This window comes from Actinocrinis sp. (assembly GCF_035605935.1).
GTDB lineage: Bacteria > Actinomycetota > Actinomycetes > Streptomycetales > Catenulisporaceae > Actinocrinis.
In genome coordinates this window covers 36,263-52,571 of sequence record NZ_DATNGK010000051.1, presented here as the reverse complement: position 1 = coordinate 52,571, position 16,309 = coordinate 36,263, and the positions used below count along the sequence as shown (strand labels likewise).

Here is a 16,309-nt window from a genome sequence, read left to right as displayed (position 1 = left end):
TATCCGCCGCTAGTTTCAAAACACGCCCTAGTGTTGCTGCGGCTTCCAGACCACCAGCGCGGTCGACGTGCCGAACGCCGGCACCGCGGGAAGCAGGTCCGGGCGGTACAAGGGGTTCGCTGCGATCTGCGCCTGTGCGCTCGCCACCGGATAGTCGGCCTGCTGGGCCGGAACGGCCAGCGGGATTGTGGTCGCCCGCGCCATCGCCAGGCTCTCCTCCAGCTCGGCCACCCGGGCGCTGAGCAGCTCGACCTGGTCCTGAAGCTCGCGGATCCGCTTGATCCCAGCCAGATTCACGCCCTCGTCCTGCGAGAGCCGTTGCACTTCGCGCAGCAGCTCGATATCGCGGAGGGAGTAGCGGCGGCCGCGCCCGGGCGCCCGATCCGGGCTCACCAGGCCGAGCCGGTCGTACTGCCGCAGGGTCTGCGGGTGCAGGCCGGAAAGCTCCGCGGCGACGGAGATCACGTACATCGCCGCCTCCTCGGCAGACCTGCGTCCGCCCGGGTTACCGTTCTCCGGCACCATCTCAGTCCTCTCCCTTCGCCGCGTCGAGCAGTTCGGCTCGCACATCGTGGTCCGCGGTGGCGTCGCGGTACTTCTCCAGCGCCGCGTTCGCGGTCTCGCTTAGCTTGGTCGGCACGGCCACCTCGAAGGTGACCAGCAGGTCGCCGCGGCTGCCGTCCTTGCGCGGGGCGCCCTTACCGCGCACCCGCAGGGTCCTGCCGTTCGCGCTGCCGGCCGGCAACTTGACGGTGACCGGCACGCCGCCGAGCACCGGCACCTTGATGTCAGAGCCGAGCACCGCTTCCGGGTACGTCACCGGCACGGTCACCGTCAGGTTGTCGCCGTCCCGCCCGAAGACCTTGTGCGGCTTCACATGCACCACCACGTACAGATCTCCCGCCGGTCCGCCGCGCTCACCCGGAGCGCCCTTGCCCTTAAGCCTGATCCGCATCCCGTCGCGCACGCCTGAGGGGATGCGTGCCTGAAGAGTGCGCGTCGAGGCGGCGCGACCGGAGCCGTGGCAGACCGGGCACGGTTCGTCGACCACCAGGCCGCGGCCCTTGCAGTCCCGGCACGGCTCCGAGAACGCGAAGCCACCCTGATTCCGGCTCACCTGGCCGGTCCCGGCGCAGGTCGGGCATACCCGCGGCGTGGTGCCGGCCTTCGCGCCGGTGCCGGAACAGGCCCGGCACGGGTGCTCGCTGGTCATCCGCAGCGGGATGGTCACGCCGTCGATGGACTGCATGAAGGTGATCGTGGCCTCGGTCTCGACGTCCGCGCCGCGCCGCCCGGGGGCGGTCTGCGTCGTGGTGCCGCCGGTACGGCCGCGGTTGAAGATCCCGCCCAGGATGTCGCCGAGTCCGCCGCCCGCGGTGCCGCCGCCGGCGTTGCCGAGCAGGTCGCCGAGGTCGAACGGGAAGCCGTTGCCCGCCCCGGCGCCGCGGAACCCGCCGCCGAACAGCGACCTGGCCTCGTCGTACTCCTTGCGCCGCTTGTCGTCGGACAAGACGTCGTAGGCTTCTGAGATCTCCTTGAACTTCTCCTCCGCGGCGGCGTCCCCCTTGTTGGCGTCCGGGTGGTACTGCCGGGCCAGCTTGCGGTACGCCTTCTTGATGTCGGCCGCGGCAGCGTCCTTGGGGACGCCGAGCACCTTGTAGTAGTCCTTCTCCAAGTAGTCCTTGGTGCTCATCTCGGGTTCGCCTCTGCTCCTTGCGGTGCTCGAAGATCGCTTGGCTGCCGGGCGGCGCGGGCCGCCGTCCGGCTACTCGTCGGGCTCTCCGGGCTGGGCCACGGTGACCCGGGCGACCCGCAGGATCCTGTCACCGAGGCGGTACCCGGGCTGCAGGATCTCCACGCAGGTGTCCTCCTCGACATCCGGGGAGACCGTGTGCATCAGCGCCTCGTGCACGTTCGGGTCGAACAGCTCGCCGGCCGTGCCGAACTGCTCGAGACCCAGCTTGGCCAGCGAGTTCTCCAGCGATTCGGCCACCTGGCGAAATCCGCCCTCGAGCTCGCCGTGATCGCGGGCCCGTCCGATGTCGTCGAGCACCGGCAGCAGCCCGGTCAGCACCTTGCCGAGGGCCATCTCGGCCATCGCGATCCGGTCCCGCTCGACCCTGCGCCGATAGTTGACGTACTCGGCTTGGAGCCGCTGCAGATCCGTGGTGCGCTCACCGAGCTCGGCCTGCGCGCTCTGCAGTTCGTTGGTGCGCTCGGCCAGCTTGGCCAGCAGTTCGGCGACGGCGAGGTTCGCGGACGGGTCGCCGTGCTCCCCGCCGATCGCCTCGTTCACCCGCCCGGCGAACTCCTGCTCGTCCTGCTGGGCGTCAGGGGCGGCCTCGAAGCCCTCGTCGTCGCCGTACTGCCGGGCCTCCTCTGCGGCGTCCCGGCCGGGGCGGTAGAGGTCGTCGCTCACTTCTTCTCTTCTCCTGGAGTGGATCGATCGGGGCCGGGCGCGGGTCCGGGTCGGGTGAGGCTCTCGCCCCGGCCCCGGCCCGCGACCCGCTGCCGTCGAACGCTCAAGCTGTCCAACCGTCAAACTGTCGAACGTCGTCGGGCGCCGCCACGTGCCACGCGGCGCACCGGGTTCAATCAGCCGGCGCCGTTCAGCCGTTCTTGCCCTCGTCGACGATCTCGGCGTCGACCACGTCGTCCGACTCCTGCTGCGCGCCGCCCTCTTCAGGACCGCCCGCCGCGCCGCTCGCGGCCTGCGAAGCCTGCGCCTGCTCGTAGAGCGCGGTGCCCAGCTTCTGGCTGGTGGTGGCCAGCTTCTCCGCGGCGTTCTTGATCGCCTCGACGTCGGTGCCTTCGAGCGCGCTCTTGGTGTCCGCGATCGCCGTCTCGACCTCGCCCTTGACGTCGGCCGGAACCTTGTCCGCGTTGTCCCGCATGAACTTCTCGGTCTGGTAGACCAGACCCTCGGCCTGGTTGCGCGTCTCGGCCTCCTCGCGGCGGCGGTGGTCCTCCGCCGCGTATTCCTCGGCCTCGCGCATCATCCGGTCGATGTCGTCCTTGGGCAGCGCCGAGCCGCCGGTGATGACCATCGACTGCTCCTTACCGGTGCCCAGGTCCTTCGCCGAGACGTTCACGATGCCGTTGGCGTCGATGTCGAAGGTGACCTCGATCTGCGGCAGGCCGCGCGGGGCCGGCGGCAGGCCGGTCAGCTCGAACATGCCCAGGCGCTTGTTGTACGCCGCGATCTCCCGCTCGCCCTGGTAGACCTGGATCTGCACGGAGGGCTGGTTGTCCTCGGCGGTGGTGAAGATCTCCGAGCGCTTGGTCGGGATCGTGGTGTTGCGCTCGATCAGCTTGGTCATGATGCCGCCCTTGGTCTCGATGCCCAGGGACAGCGGGGTGACGTCGAGCAGCAGGACGTCCTTGACCTCACCCTTCAGGACACCCGCCTGCAGCGAGGCGCCGATCGCGACGACCTCGTCCGGGTTGACGCCCTTGTTCGGCTCCTTGCCGCCGGTCAGCTCGCGCACCAGCTCGGCCACGGCCGGCATCCGGGTGGAGCCGCCGACCAGCACCACGTGGTCGATGTCGCGCACCGAAATGCCCGCATCCTTGATCACGTTGTGGAACGGGGCCTTGCACCGCTCGAGCAGGTCCGCGGTCAGCTGCTGGAACTGGGCGCGGGTCAGGCGCTCGTCCAGGTGCAGCGGGCCTTCGGCGGAGGCGGTGATGTAGGGCAGGTTGACCGTGGTCTCGGTGGAGGAGGACAGCTCGATCTTGGCCTTCTCGCCCGCCTCGCGCAGGCGCTGCATGGCCATCTTGTCCTTGGACAGGTCCACCCCGTGCGCGTTCTTGAACTGGTTGACCAGGTAGTTGACCACCGACTGGTCCCAGTCGTCGCCGCCGAGGTGGTTGTCGCCGTTGGTGGCCTTCACCTCGATGGTGGAGAAGCCGTCCTCGTCCTTGCCCACCTCGAGCAGGGAGACGTCGAAGGTGCCGCCGCCGAGGTCGAAGACCAGGATCATCTGGTCGCCCTCGCCCTTGTCGAGGCCGTAGGCCAGCGCCGCGGAGGTGGGCTCGTTGATGATGCGCAGCACGTTGAAGCCGGCGATCTCACCGGCCTCCTTGGTGGCCTGCCGCTCGGCGTCGGAGAAGTAGGCCGGGACGGTGATGACCGCGTCGGTCACCTTCTCGCCCAGGTAGGCCTCGGCGTCGCGCTTGAGCTTCTGCAGGATGAACGCGCTGATCTGCTGGGCGGTGAAGGACTTGTCGTCGATCTGGATCTTCCAGTCGGTGCCCATGTGCCGCTTGACCGAGCGGATGGTGCGGTCGACGTTGGTCACCGCCTGCCGCTTGGCCACCTCGCCGACCAGCACCTCGGCGTTGCGGGCGAACGCGACCACCGACGGGGTGGTCCGGGCGCCCTCGGCGTTGGTGATGACGGTGGGCTCGCCACCTTCGAGGACGGAGACGACCGAGTTGGTCGTTCCAAGGTCGATGCCGACCGGACGTGCCATCGTGGCTTCCTTAGGGTTAGCTCGTCGCTGCTTCTGCCTGGGCCGGGCCCGGCAGCCGCGCGATCAACGCCACGGCCCGCTTGAGTCCAGCCGACTCAACGATAAGGGTTGAGGCTACTGGACTCAACTTCGCTGCACTATTGCCGTATTCCGGCTTTAAAGGTGCTGCTCACGAGCGGTACACCGGGTCGGTAGGCCAGGTGCAGATACGACGGCGCGTCGAGAACCGCGAAGTCGGCGCGGGCACCGACGGCGAGGTACCCGATGTCGGTTCGGCCGAGCGCGCGAGCACCGCCGAGTGTGGCCGCGAGCAAGCCCTCGGCCGGTGACATGCGCATCTCACGGACAGCGAGCGCGATGCAGAACGGCATCGAGGACGTGTAACAGGAGCCCGGATTGCAGTCGGTCGCGATGGCTACGGTCGCACCCGCGTCGATCAGGCGTCGTGCGCCCGGGTAAGGCGAGCGGGTCGAGAACTCGACCCCGGGAAGCAGCGTCGCGACCGTCGACGATCCGGAGAGCGCGTCGATGTCCGCGTCGGCGAGGTAGGTGCAGTGATCGGCGGACGCGGCGCCGTACTCGACCGCGAGCTGAACGCCAGGTCCGTGCCCGAGTTGGTTCGCGTGCAGTCGGACTGCGAGTCCGTGCCCCTTCGCCGCGTCGAGAATCAGGCGCGTCTCTGTCTCGTCGAATGCGCCGCGTTCGCAGAAGACGTCCACATAATCGGCATATGGCGCACATGCTTCAAGCATCGGGCCGCGTACTAGGTCCACGTACTCGTCGCGCCGCTCGGCGAACTCCGCTGGCACGACATGTGCGCCAAGGAACGTTGCGGTATCGCACTCCTCGCGTGCGATGCGGATGGCGCGCGCTTCATCCGCGACAGTGAGTCCGTACCCTGTCTTGCACTCGACGGTCGTCGTTCCCTGCCGCGCCATCTCATCCACGAGCCTGCGCACGTTGCCACGAAGCAACTCGTCATCGGCGGCGCGCGTTGCGGCGACCGTCGTGCGGATTCCTCCTGCGCTGTACGGCGTTCCGGTCATCCGTGCCTCGAACTCGGTCGCGCGGTCGCCCGCGAAGACCAAGTGTGCGTGGCTGTCGACGAACCCCGGGATGACCGCCCGGTCACCGAGGTCGACGCGCGCGTCCGCGGCCGGAGCCTGCTGCGCTGATCCCATCCACGCGATCCGTCCGCTTTCCACGATGAACGCCGCGTTACGCGTCACCGACAGCGAGCCGTCTTGCGCTCCCTCTTTCAGGGAACTGTTTTCCACAGGCTGTGGATGGCCTGTGGCTAACTCGACGATTCCCGTGACAAGGGTCGAATCAGACACGAGCGTTTCTCCGGTACAGAGCACTGATAGCGGCGCCTAACCGGCGTGCGGGCTCATCCACGAGCCTGTGGATACCGTCCCGCACGATCACCTGGCCGCCGACGACGACATGCCGGACATCCGCCGCCGTCGCCGCGTAGATCACCGATTCGGCGGCCACGTCAAGCGCCGTCCCAGTCAACCGAATCGAGTCGAGCCCGACGGTGGTGAAGTCGGCGAGTTCGCCGGAATGCAGCCGCCCCGCTGAGCTCCAGCCGAGGGATTCCTGGCCGGCCGCGGTCGCCGCGTCGATCAGATCGGTGCTCGGCCAGTGTCCGCGCCGCTCGGTGCGCAGCCGCTCGTCGAGCTCCATCGCCCGCGCCTCTTCGAAGAGGTCGATGACGGCCTGGCTGTCCGAGCCGAGTGAGATCGGCGAGCCGGCCTCGAACAGGGTCCGCGCCGTGCCGACGCCGTCGGCAAGATCCCGTTCCGTCGTCGGACACATGCAGACACAGGTCTCTGAATCGCCGAGCACCTCTATGTCGGCTTGAGACAGGTGTGTCGCGTGCACGGCGGTCGTCTTCGGGCCTAGCGCGCCGGAGGATTCGAGCAGCTGCGCGGGAGTCAGTCGGTAACGCGCAAGGCAGGCATCGTTCTCGGCGCGCTGCTCGGACAGGTGCACGTGTAGCGGCGCGTCATGCTTGGCAGCCGCCGCCGCGACGGTACCGAGCTGTTCCTTGGGTACCGCGCGCACCGAGTGGATCGCCGCGCCGATGATGACGTCTGATTCGCTTGCATACGCGGCGCGCAAGCTATCTACGCGCGCGGCCCACTTCTCGGCGTCACCGTCCGAGAAGCGCTTTTGAGTGCTGTTGAGCGCTGTCCTGTTCACGGTCGCGTGCAGGCCACCGGTCAGGTAGCAGGTGTCCAGCAGCGTGATCCGGATACCGGCGGTGCGTGCGGCTCGGATCAGGGCGTGCCCCATGGCATTCGGGTCAGAGTACTGAGCGCCGCCGCGGTCGTGGTGCGCGTAGTGAAACTCGCCGACGGACGTGATCCCGGCTAGTGCCATCTCCGCGAACACTCCGACCGCGAGCTCGAAGTACGTGTCCGGATTCAGCCCGGCAACGGCCTCGTACATCTGCTCGCGCCAGGTCCAGAACGTGCCCTCGCCTACCTGTGTACGGCCGCGCAGCGCTCGGTGGAATGCGTGCGAGTGCGCGTTCGCGAGGCCCGGAAGAGTCAATCCTGGAAGGCGTACCGCATCGGTGGGTGCCTTGGCGCCAGGCGTGACAGCCGTGATGCGGTCGCCATCTGTCTCAATGAGCACGTCGGTTTCCACCATGCCGGCCACGTATGCGGCCTCAGCGTGCCAGCGCTGCTTATCAGCGCCCTGGGTGTTCCTGTTCTGCGTTGCCGCCGTGGTCATCCCGCAGTCACCGCCTCAAGCCCCTGATCCCCGGTTTTTCCCAGGTTGCGCTCCGGCGAGCTGCGCGACCACCTCGGCCAGCGCGGCGACGCCGGTCAGACAGTCCGCGGCCTCCGCGTGCTCGGCAGGGGTGTGGGACAGCCCGCTGGGGTTGCGCACGAAGAGCATCGCGGTCGGCAGCTCGGCGGCCAGGATTCCCGCGTCATGCCCGGCGCCCGTGGGCAGCTGTGGAACCGGGCCGAAGACGTCCGTAAGCGTCTTGCGGATCTTGTCGCGCAATCCGTGGTCGAACTCGACGATAGCCGTGCGTGACTCGTTGACAACCTCTACTGCGGTTCCGTCGCGCGCGCCGCGTTCCCGCGCAGCCTCTGAGATCTGCTCGACGACTGCGTCCAGTGCCGCCTCATCTGGGGCGCGGCTGTCCAGCCAGGCGCTGACCCGCGACGGGATGGCGTTGGTGCCGTTCGGTTCGACGCTGACTTTGCCGAAAGTTGCCAGTGCGCCGCCGAGCCTGGCCTTCTTGCGCGCGGAAAGTACGGTGTTCGCGTAGGTGAGCATGGGGTCGCGGCGGTCGTCGAGAGCGGTGGTTCCGGCGTGGTTGGCCTCACCGGCGAAGTCGAAGCGCCAGCGGCCGTGCGGCCAGATCGACGAGGCGACGCCGACTGGCGCGTCCTGGTCGATCAGTCCTCGACCTTGCTCGATGTGCAGTTCCACGAACTCTGAAATGCTCGCCAGCCACTCGTCGTCGCGGCCGAGCGCGTCAGGGTCCTGGCCCGCGGACTCCATCGCGTCGGCGAGCCGCACACCGTCGCCATCCCGCAAGGCGCGGGCCTTTGCCGCGTCCAGCTGCCCGGTCAGCAGCCTGGAACCGGCGCAGGCGATGCCGAAGCGTGCCCCCTCCTCATCGGCGAAGTTCGCGATCACGATCGGCCGCTGCGGCCGCCAGTCGCGCGCCCGCAGCAGGTCGATGGCTGCGAGCGCGCTAATGACGCCGAGTGGACCGTCGAACGCGCCGCCGTCCGGCACCGAGTCCAGATGCGAGCCGATCGCGAGTGCGTTACGTCGTTCGTCTGCGTTCGCGGCTGCGCCTAATGCTCCGGATTCCGGCAGCCACCAAGCCCACTGATTGCCGTTGCGGTCGATCTCGACTGTCAGCCCTCGATCAGCCGCCTGCGACGCAAACCAGTCCCGGCAGGCCAGATCCGCGCTTGTCCAGGCGAAGCGCCGATAACCGCCGGTGACGCGGTCGCGGCCGACGTCCGCCAGCGAGGACCAGAGTTCTGCGAAGCGGGTCGCGTCCGCGACCTCGTTCACGCGCCGTCCCCGGAGGTGTCCTTGTTATCCGAGCTGCCCTCACGCATTGGGATGCGTACAGACCGCTCCTCGGCGACCTCGACCGCGCGGTCGTACCCGGCGTCCACGTGCCGGATCACGCCCATGCCCGGATCGTTGGTCAGGACCCGCTCCAGCTTCGCGGCGGCCAGCGGTGTGCCATCGGCGACAGAGACCTGACCCGCATGGATCGAGCGGCCCATGCCGACCCCGCCGCCGTGGTGGATCGATACCCAGGAGGCGCCTGAGGCTACGTTCACCATCGCGTTGAGCAGCGGCCAGTCCGCGATCGCGTCCGAACCGTCCAGCATCGCCTCGGTCTCTCGGTATGGCGACGCGACCGAGCCGCAGTCGAGGTGGTCGCGGCCGATCACGATTGGCGCCTTGATCTCACCAGAGGCGACCAGTTCGTTGAAGCGCAGTCCCGCCTGGTGCCGCTCGCCATAGCCCAGCCAGCAGATCCGCGCGGGCAAGCCCTGGTAGTGCACCCGCTCCCCGGCCAACCGGATCCAGCGCGCCAGCGAATCGTTCTGCGGGAACAGATCCAGCACCGCGCGGTCGGTCACCGCGATGTCGGCCGGGTCGCCCGAGAGCGCCGCCCAGCGGAACGGACCCTTGCCCTCGCAGAACAGCGGCCTGATGTACTTCGGCACGAAGCCGGCGAAGTCGAAGGCGCGCTGGTATCCGGCCAGCTTCGCCTCGCCGCGGATCGAGTTGCCGTAGTCGAACACCTCGGCCCCGGCGTCCTGGAAGCCGACCATCGCCTCGACGTGCTTGGCCATCGACTCTCGCGCCCGCTGCACGAAGTCGTCTGGTTTATCCGCCGCGAAAGACCTCATGTCGTCGAAGTCGATACCGAGCGGCAGGTACGCAAGCGGGTCATGCGCTGAGGTCTGGTCCGTGACGATATCGATTGGTGCGTTACGCGCCAGCAGTTCCGGTACCAACTCCGCCGCGTTGCCCAACACACCGATGGACAGCGGACGGCGCGCGTCACGGGCGTCGACCGCCAACTGAAGCGCGTGGTCGAGCGAGTCCGCCTTAACGTCGAGGTACCGGTGCTCAATCCGGCGGGTGATGGCGCGAGGGTCGCAATCGATGCAGATCACGACACCGTCGTTCATGGTCACGGCCAATGGCTGCGCGCCGCCCATCCCGCCGAGCCCGGCCGTGAGCGTGATGGTTCCCGCGAGCGAACCGCCGAACCGGCTCTCCGCCACTGCCGCAAAGGTCTCGTAGGTGCCTTGGAGAATGCCCTGAGTGCCGATGTAGATCCAGGAGCCCGCGGTCATCTGGCCGTACATCATCAGGCCGAGCGCGTCGAGGCGGCGGAACTCATCCCAGTTCGCCCAGTCGCCGACCAGGTTGGAGTTGGCGAGCAGGACGCGCGGCGCCCACTCGTGCGTGCGCATGACGCCGACCGGCTTGCCGGACTGCACCAGCATCGTCTCGTCATCGCGCAGCGTGGTCAGGGTGCGCAGCAATGCATCGAAGGAAGCCCAGTTGCGCGCCGCCTTGCCGGTGCCGCCGTAGACGACCAGCTCTTCCGGGTGCTCGGCGACCTCGGGGTCGAGGTTGTTCTGGAGCATCCGGTAGGCGGCCTCCTGCGGCCAGCCGAGCGTGTTCAGGCTGGTGCCGTGCGGGGCGCGCACCGTACGCGGACCGGTCATGCGCGAGCTCCCTCTCTTGCGGTGAAGTGGATCAGGTCGGGTAGCGGAGCCGGCCGGGGCGTCGCCGAGGCGTCACGCAGTACTCGTGCCCGCCGCTGCCGCCGGTGAACCCCGAGGTATGTTATGCAATCATTCATAGCTGCGGTCAACCGTATGACTTCATTCACTGTGGTGGAGTGTCACCGCTGCCACAGCGTTCAACCGGCGCAGCGTTCAACTTCACAGCCACAGCCCCAATCAGAGCCACAGTCGCAGGAGTAGCCCATGACCACGACGGTCCAGCTCGGCCCGGGCGCCATCGGCCACACCGACCTGTCCTTCGCCGAGATCGAGGCGGTAGCCCGGCGCGGGGCGCGGGTCGAGTTGTCGCCCGCCGCCCTGGCCGCCCTCGGCCAAGGCCGCGCCACCGTGGACAAGCTCGCCGCCGCGCCCACGCCCGCGTACGGAATCTCGACCGGGTTCGGCGCGTTGGCCACCCGCCACATCGACCCGGAGTCACGTGCCGCGCTCCAGCGCTCGCTGATCCGCTCGCACGCCGCCGGCATGGGCGCTCTCGTCGAGCCTGAGGTCGTGCGTGCGCTGATGCTGCTGCGCCTCAAGACGCTTGTCACCGGACACACCGGAGTGCGCCCTGTCGTCGCCGAGACCATGGCCGCGCTGCTGAACAACGGCGTCACGCCCGCGGTACGTGAATACGGCTCGCTCGGCTGTTCTGGCGACCTCGCTCCCCTCGCGCATGTCGCGTTGGTACTGATGGGCGAGGGGGAAGTCATCGGCGAGGACGGTAAGCCGACAGACGCCGCTCCCGTACTCGCCGAACACGACATCGCGCCGCTCGTGCTGGAGCCGAAGGAAGGTCTGGCGCTGATCAACGGCACCGACGGGATGCTCGGCATGCTCGTCCTCGCCCTGCACGACTTCGGCCGGCTGCTCAAGCTCGCCGACATCACCGCCGCCATGAGCGTCGAGGCGCAACTCGGCACCGACCGCGTCTTCCTGCCCGAACTGCACGCGATTCGTCCGCATCCCGGTCAGGCAGCGTCGGCCGCGAATCTGCTGATGCTGCTTAAGGATTCAGGCGTCGTCGCATCGCACCGCGGCCCCGACTGTAACCGTGTGCAGGACGCGTATTCGCTGCGCTGCGCTCCTCAGGTAGCTGGCGCCGCCCGTGACACGCTCGCGCACGCGACCCTCGTCGCCGAACGCGAACTTGCCTCGATCATCGACAACCCGGTCGTACTGCTCGGCGAGGGCAGGGTGGAGTCCAACGGGAATTTCCACGGCGCCCCAGTGGCCTTTGTCCTGGACTTCCTTGCCATCGCCGCCGCGGAGGTCGGCTCGATCGCCGAGCGGCGCACGGATCGGATGCTCGACGTGGCGCGCTCGCATGGTCTGCCGCCGTTCCTGGCCGACGACCCCGGCGTTGACTCCGGTCTGATGATCGCTCAGTACACCCAGGCCGCCCTGGTCTCCGAGAACAAGCGCCTCGCCAACCCGGCCAGCGTCGACTCGATCCCGTCCTCTGCGATGCAGGAGGATCACGTATCGATGGGCTGGTCCGCGGCCCGCAAGTTGCGCACCGCGCTGGACAACCTCACCCGCATCCTCACGATCGAGCTGGTTACCGCGGCCCGGGCGCTAGACCTGCGGGCACCACTCAAGCCGGCGCCGGCTACCGCAGCCGCGATCGCCCTGCTCAGGCAGCGCGGTGTCAGCGGTCCAGGGCCGGACCGGTACCTCTCCATCGAGCTGCGGGCCGCCGAGGATGCGGTACGCGACGGCGCCGTGCTCGCAGCGGTCGAAGAAGCTGTCGGTGCTCTGCGATAGAACCGAGGCATACGACGCAGGGATAAACCCAGCGCCTGCACAGCGACGGCTGGCTTATCCTGGTCGGCCAATCCATAGTTCGGCGCAAGACTCGTGCCGCGCACCAGGAAAAGCACCCAATAGCCAAGGCGGTCGCGAACGGAGGTGACGGACGTGGCAGCGGTGATGCCCGATCAGGCCGGTTTTCCCGACGCGGCGGTAGGTGCCGCTGGCAGCTCGACCGAGCAGGTACTCGGGCTGCTCGACGGCCGTCGCCTCTCCCCTGCCCAGCGCCGGATCGGCCAGTTCCTGATTGACCATCTGGCCGAGGTCGTGTTCATGTCGAGCGTCGATCTGGCCGACCGGGTCGGCGTGAGTCAGCCCTCGGTTACCCGCTTCGCCACCGCGCTCGGCTTCTCCGGCTATCCAGCGCTGCGTGACGCGCTCAAGGGCATTGTGCTCGGATCGGTCGGCGAGTCTCCGGAAGAGGTGCGCCGCAACGAGTTCCAGGCCGCGATCGCAGCCGAACAGGCCAACCTGGAAGCCCTGCAACGCCTCGCCACGACGCCCGACCGCCTGATCGAGACGGGCCGGCTGCTCGCCGCCTCGAATCCGCTCGTGGTCCTCGGTCTGCGCCTCTCCCTCTCGGTCGCGCACTACTTCGCATACAGCGCGCAACGAATCCACCCGGACGTACGGCTGATCTCCTCCGCGGGCACGACCGCGGACGATGCGCTGCTTCAGGCCCGCCAGGCAGGCGCCACGTGGATGGTCGCCTTCCTGCTGCCGCGCTACGCGCAGGAAGCGCTGACCGCGATCGACCACGCGCGCGAACTCGGACTCAAGGTCGCGCTGGTCACGGACAACCCCCTGGTGCCCTTCGCCGGTTCGGCCGATGTGCTACTGCCGGCCGGTGTGGGCTCCCGCCTGGTCTTCGACTCGCACGCCGCGCCGATGGTGCTCGCATCACTGCTGGTCCAGGCGATAGCAGACGCGGCACCCGAGCGCACCCAGGCCCGCCTCGAAGCGCACGAATCGCTCAGTGAGTCGCACGGTTTCTATCGCTAGCGCCTAGGCGCTCGAAGGTGACCAACGGCACGTACGGCCGGGTTCACGCCATAAGTTACTGGCGAGTAGAGTTGCAGACGATCTCCGAGCGACGCCTCGCGCGCTCAGGACTGCGCCTAAGCACCACCCGGCACCGAAACAGGAGCTCGGCTCAACTATGCACATCGCCGCGATCATCATCTCCCTGGGCATAGCCATGGTCGGCTTCGCGCTGTTCGCGCGGGTGATCTCCCGGATGTATCGGCTGATCACGGCTGGGCAGCCAGCCCCCGGCCGCACCGGCGATCCGGTCGCCCGCACGAAGAACCTGGTGCGCGAGTTCCTGGGCCACACCAGGCTGGCCCGGCGCGGCAAGCGGTGGATCGGTGCGGCGCACTGGGCCGTGATGGTCTCCTTCGGGCTGCTGTTCTTCACGCTGGTGACCGCGTTCGGCCAGCTCTTCGACGCCCGCTTCCAGCTCCCCCTGGTGGGCCGCTGGTGGCCGTACGAGTTCGTCACCGAGCTGTTCAGCTTCCTCGGGCTGGCCGGCATCGTGGCGCTGATGATCGTCCGGCTGGCCATCCGGCCGAGCCGCAAGGTCGACGCGCGCACGTCACGGTTCTACGGCTCGGTGATGTGGCAGGCGTACTACGTCGAATACACGATCCTCGGCGTGCTGCTGTGCATCTTCGCGCTGCGCGGCGTGGAAAACGTGCTGGAGGACGGCGGCCGGTTCTCGATCCACTTCTTCTTCTCCTACCCGCTCTCCCGGCTGTTCGCTGAGATGTCGGCTGGCACGCTGGAGAACCTGGTCTATCTGTTCGCCATGCTCAAGATCGTGATCTCCTTCGCCTGGATGATTACCATTGCGCTCAACGCGAACATGGGCGTGGCCTGGCACCGCTTCCTGGCCTTCCCCAACATCTGGTTCAAGAAGAAGGCGGACGGCGGCACCGCGCTCGGCGCGCTGAATCCCATGCTCTCCAACGGGCTGCCGATCGACTTCGAGGACCCGCAGGATGACGACATTTTCGGCGTCGGCAAGGTCGAGGACTTCACGTGGAAGGGCCTGCTGGACTTCTCCACCTGTACCGAATGCGGCCGCTGCCAGGATCAGTGCCCCGCGTGGAACACCGGCAAGCCCCTCTCACCGAAGCTAGTCGTGCTCTCGTTGCGCGATAACGCACACGCCAAGGCGCCTTATCTGCTGGCCGGCGGAGGTAAGGATGCAGAGGGCATCGAGAAGGCGAGCGCCGATCAGCTCGCTGCGGTACCTGCCTCCGCTCTCGCAGAGGCCGAGCGGCCTTTCGTCGGATCGCCCGAGGACAACGCAGTCATTGCTGCCGAAGCCTTGTGGTCCTGCACGACCTGTGGCGCGTGCGTCGAACAGTGCCCTGTCGACATCGAGCACGTGGACCATATCGTCGACATGCGCCGCTACCAGGTGATGATCGAATCCGCATTCCCGTCCGAAGCGGGCACGATGCTCAAGAACCTGGAGAACAAGGGCAACCCGTGGGGCATGCCCGCGAAGAAGCGGCTCGACTGGATCTCCGAGGTCGACTTCGAGGTCCCGGTCCTCGGTGAGACGATCGAGGACCTGGCCGAGACCGAGTACCTGTACTGGGTGGGCTGCGCGGGCGCCCTGGAGGACCGCGCCAAGAAGACCACCAAGGCGTTCGCCGAACTGCTGCACATCGCCGGGGTGAAGTTCGCCGTGCTCGGCAGCGGCGAAAGCTGCACCGGGGATCCGGCCCGGCGCCTGGGCAATGAGTTCCTGTTCCAGATGCTCGCGCAGCAGAACGTCGAGGTGCTGAACGAGGCCTTCGGTGCTGTGGCGACCGGAAAAGACGGCCCGGCGAAGAAGATCGTGGCCACCTGCCCGCACTGCTTCAACTCGCTGGCCAACGAGTACCCGCAACTCGGCGGCGAGTTCGAGGTCATTCACCACACGCAGCTGCTCGACCACCTGGTCACCGAGGGCCGGCTGACTCCGGTCACCCCCGTCGACCAGAACATCACCTACCACGATCCCTGCTACCTCGGCCGGCACAACAAGGTCTACACCCCGCCGCGCGAGATCATCGCCAAGGTGCCCGGCCTGCGCAACACCGAGATGCACCGCTGCAAGGAGCGGGGCTTCTGCTGCGGCGCGGGCGGCGCGCGGATGTGGATGGAGGAGCGGATCGGCAAGCGGATCAACACCGAGCGGGTGGACGAGGCGCTATCCACTAACCCGGACGTGATCTCCACCGCCTGTCCGTACTGCCTGGTGATGCTCGGCGACTCGATCACGGCACGCAAGCAGTCCGGCGAGGTGCCCGAGTCCATGGAAGTGGTCGACGTCTCGCAACTGCTGCTGCGCTCGGTCAAGCAGCCGACCGCGGACGACGCCAGCGCCGGTGCCGTCGCTTTTGCCTCGGTCGGCGCCTCCTCCGGGGACGACTCCGCCTAATCCAGAGCTCTCACACACGCATCCCGGTCGTCAACGCGACCGCACTTCCTTGCGGTCCCGCTGTCATAAGGCGTCAGATTCGCTAGGCTCCGCAGTTGCCTTGTGAGTTCCCGTGTGCGGAGGTCCGGTCATGTCGGTTGAGTCGCAAGCGCCCGAGTCCGTGGCGCCTGAAGCGGCCACCGAGCGTGGCGGCGTACGGCTGTGGTTCGCAGCGCTCTTCCGTGCCCTGTTCATCATCGTGCTGACGCTCGCGGTCCTCGCCGCACTCGGCTACGCCGCCGACGTCGCGCTGCATCGAGTCACGCACACCAGCAGTTCAAACGCCATGTACGCGCACATATACGAGGTCGATGTTGTGGTCGACGGCGACGGATCCGTGGCTGTGACGGGATCGCCGAGCGCTCAACGCGAAGTGGCATTGGACGAGACCGACAGGTCAACCATCTTCGACCATCCGCAACGCGCGGTGAGTGTGATCGCAGGAACGTTGTTCGTGTCTGTACGTTGTCCGGACTCGCTGTGCACAGCGAACCTTTCGTTAAGCACGCCCCCTGACACGCGGCTCAACATACGAGTCGGTAACGCGTTGCGACTCGGTAAGGCCACCGTCGAAGTCAGCAACCTGACCGGACCGGTCGATCTGTCGGCTTGGCCGGCGAACGTCACCATCAAGAACTCCAGTTCGCTCGTCACCGGCATGATCGCCGGGTCGCTCACGTGCGGTGTCCCAGCCGTTTGTATCGTCCAGGTCCCGCGTTAGCTGTCGTCCGTCGGCGGTC

General features: G+C 67.7%; 12 protein-coding genes. 4 read left to right on the top strand and 8 right to left on the bottom strand.

What is annotated here, in order from left to right; genetic code table 11:
- Positions 1–27 precede the first annotated feature (27 nt).
- The 8 genes from VN779_RS04075 to hutU form a co-directional block, all read right to left on the bottom strand.
- Positions 28–525, bottom strand: a complete 498-nt coding sequence (locus VN779_RS04075; RefSeq protein WP_325720257.1) for a heat shock protein transcriptional repressor HspR — start codon at positions 523–525, stop codon at positions 28–30.
- A gap of 1 nt (position 526) precedes the next feature.
- A complete protein-coding gene (dnaJ, locus tag VN779_RS04070) occupies positions 527–1,693 on the bottom strand; it encodes a molecular chaperone DnaJ (RefSeq protein WP_325720256.1) in 1,167 nt (388 codons plus the stop codon).
- Positions 1,694–1,765: 72 nt separating this feature from the next.
- A complete protein-coding gene (gene grpE, locus VN779_RS04065; protein ID WP_325720254.1) occupies positions 1,766–2,419 on the bottom strand; it encodes a nucleotide exchange factor GrpE in 654 nt (217 codons plus the stop codon).
- A gap of 190 nt (positions 2,420–2,609) precedes the next feature.
- Positions 2,610–4,475: a molecular chaperone DnaK gene (gene dnaK / locus VN779_RS04060; RefSeq protein WP_325720252.1), complete on the bottom strand. Its 1,866-nt coding sequence runs from the start codon at positions 4,473–4,475 to the stop codon at positions 2,610–2,612.
- A 137-nt stretch (positions 4,476–4,612) separates the two neighbouring features.
- A complete protein-coding gene (gene hutI / locus VN779_RS04055; RefSeq protein WP_325720251.1) occupies positions 4,613–5,752 on the bottom strand; it encodes an imidazolonepropionase in 1,140 nt (379 codons plus the stop codon).
- A gap of 52 nt (positions 5,753–5,804) precedes the next feature.
- Complete coding sequence (locus VN779_RS04050) at positions 5,805–7,220, bottom strand: formimidoylglutamate deiminase (RefSeq protein WP_325720249.1); 1,416 nt, start codon at positions 7,218–7,220, stop codon at positions 5,805–5,807.
- Between the two features lie 15 nt (positions 7,221–7,235).
- Positions 7,236–8,534: an allantoate amidohydrolase gene (locus VN779_RS04045; protein ID WP_325720247.1), complete on the bottom strand. Its 1,299-nt coding sequence runs from the start codon at positions 8,532–8,534 to the stop codon at positions 7,236–7,238.
- Positions 8,531–10,222: a urocanate hydratase gene (gene hutU, locus VN779_RS04040; RefSeq protein ID WP_325720245.1), complete on the bottom strand. Its 1,692-nt coding sequence runs from the start codon at positions 10,220–10,222 to the stop codon at positions 8,531–8,533. Before hutU ends, VN779_RS04045 begins: the two co-directional genes overlap by 4 nt.
- A gap of 264 nt (positions 10,223–10,486) precedes the next feature.
- Between hutU and hutH the strand changes: the two genes are divergently transcribed.
- The 4 genes from hutH (at position 10,487) to VN779_RS04020 (ending at position 16,290) form a co-directional block, all read left to right on the top strand.
- The gene (hutH, locus tag VN779_RS04035; RefSeq protein WP_325720243.1) at positions 10,487–12,049 is read left to right on the top strand and encodes a histidine ammonia-lyase; all 1,563 of its coding nucleotides are present in this window, start codon (positions 10,487–10,489) and stop codon (positions 12,047–12,049) included.
- Between the two features lie 165 nt (positions 12,050–12,214).
- A complete protein-coding gene (locus VN779_RS04030; RefSeq protein ID WP_349260633.1) occupies positions 12,215–13,096 on the top strand; it encodes a MurR/RpiR family transcriptional regulator in 882 nt (293 codons plus the stop codon).
- A 157-nt stretch (positions 13,097–13,253) separates the two neighbouring features.
- On the top strand, positions 13,254–15,530 hold the full coding sequence (locus VN779_RS04025; protein ID WP_325720239.1) for a (Fe-S)-binding protein: 2,277 nt from the start codon (positions 13,254–13,256) through the stop codon (positions 15,528–15,530).
- 130 nt (positions 15,531–15,660) lie between these two features.
- Positions 15,661–16,290: a hypothetical protein gene (locus VN779_RS04020; protein ID WP_325720237.1), complete on the top strand. Its 630-nt coding sequence runs from the start codon at positions 15,661–15,663 to the stop codon at positions 16,288–16,290.
- The last annotated feature ends 19 nt before the right edge of the window (positions 16,291–16,309 follow it).

Excerpts from the sequence above, each read along its gene's own strand:
- VN779_RS04050 (WP_325720249.1), bottom strand. The coding sequence starts at position 7,220 with ATGACCACGGCGGCAACGCAGAACAGGAACACCCAGGGCGCTGATAAG.
- dnaK (WP_325720252.1), bottom strand. The coding sequence starts at position 4,475 with ATGGCACGTCCGGTCGGCATCGACCTTGGAACGACCAACTCGGTCGTC.
- dnaJ (WP_325720256.1), bottom strand. The coding sequence starts at position 1,693 with ATGAGCACCAAGGACTACTTGGAGAAGGACTACTACAAGGTGCTCGGC.
- hutH (WP_325720243.1), top strand. The coding sequence starts at position 10,487 with ATGACCACGACGGTCCAGCTCGGCCCGGGCGCCATCGGCCACACCGAC.
- VN779_RS04020 (WP_325720237.1), top strand. The coding sequence starts at position 15,661 with ATGTCGGTTGAGTCGCAAGCGCCCGAGTCCGTGGCGCCTGAAGCGGCC.
- hutU (WP_325720245.1), bottom strand. The coding sequence starts at position 10,222 with ATGACCGGTCCGCGTACGGTGCGCGCCCCGCACGGCACCAGCCTGAAC.
- VN779_RS04075 (WP_325720257.1), bottom strand. The coding sequence starts at position 525 with ATGGTGCCGGAGAACGGTAACCCGGGCGGACGCAGGTCTGCCGAGGAG.
- VN779_RS04025 (WP_325720239.1), top strand. The coding sequence starts at position 13,254 with ATGCACATCGCCGCGATCATCATCTCCCTGGGCATAGCCATGGTCGGC.
- VN779_RS04030 (WP_349260633.1), top strand. The coding sequence starts at position 12,215 with ATGCCCGATCAGGCCGGTTTTCCCGACGCGGCGGTAGGTGCCGCTGGC.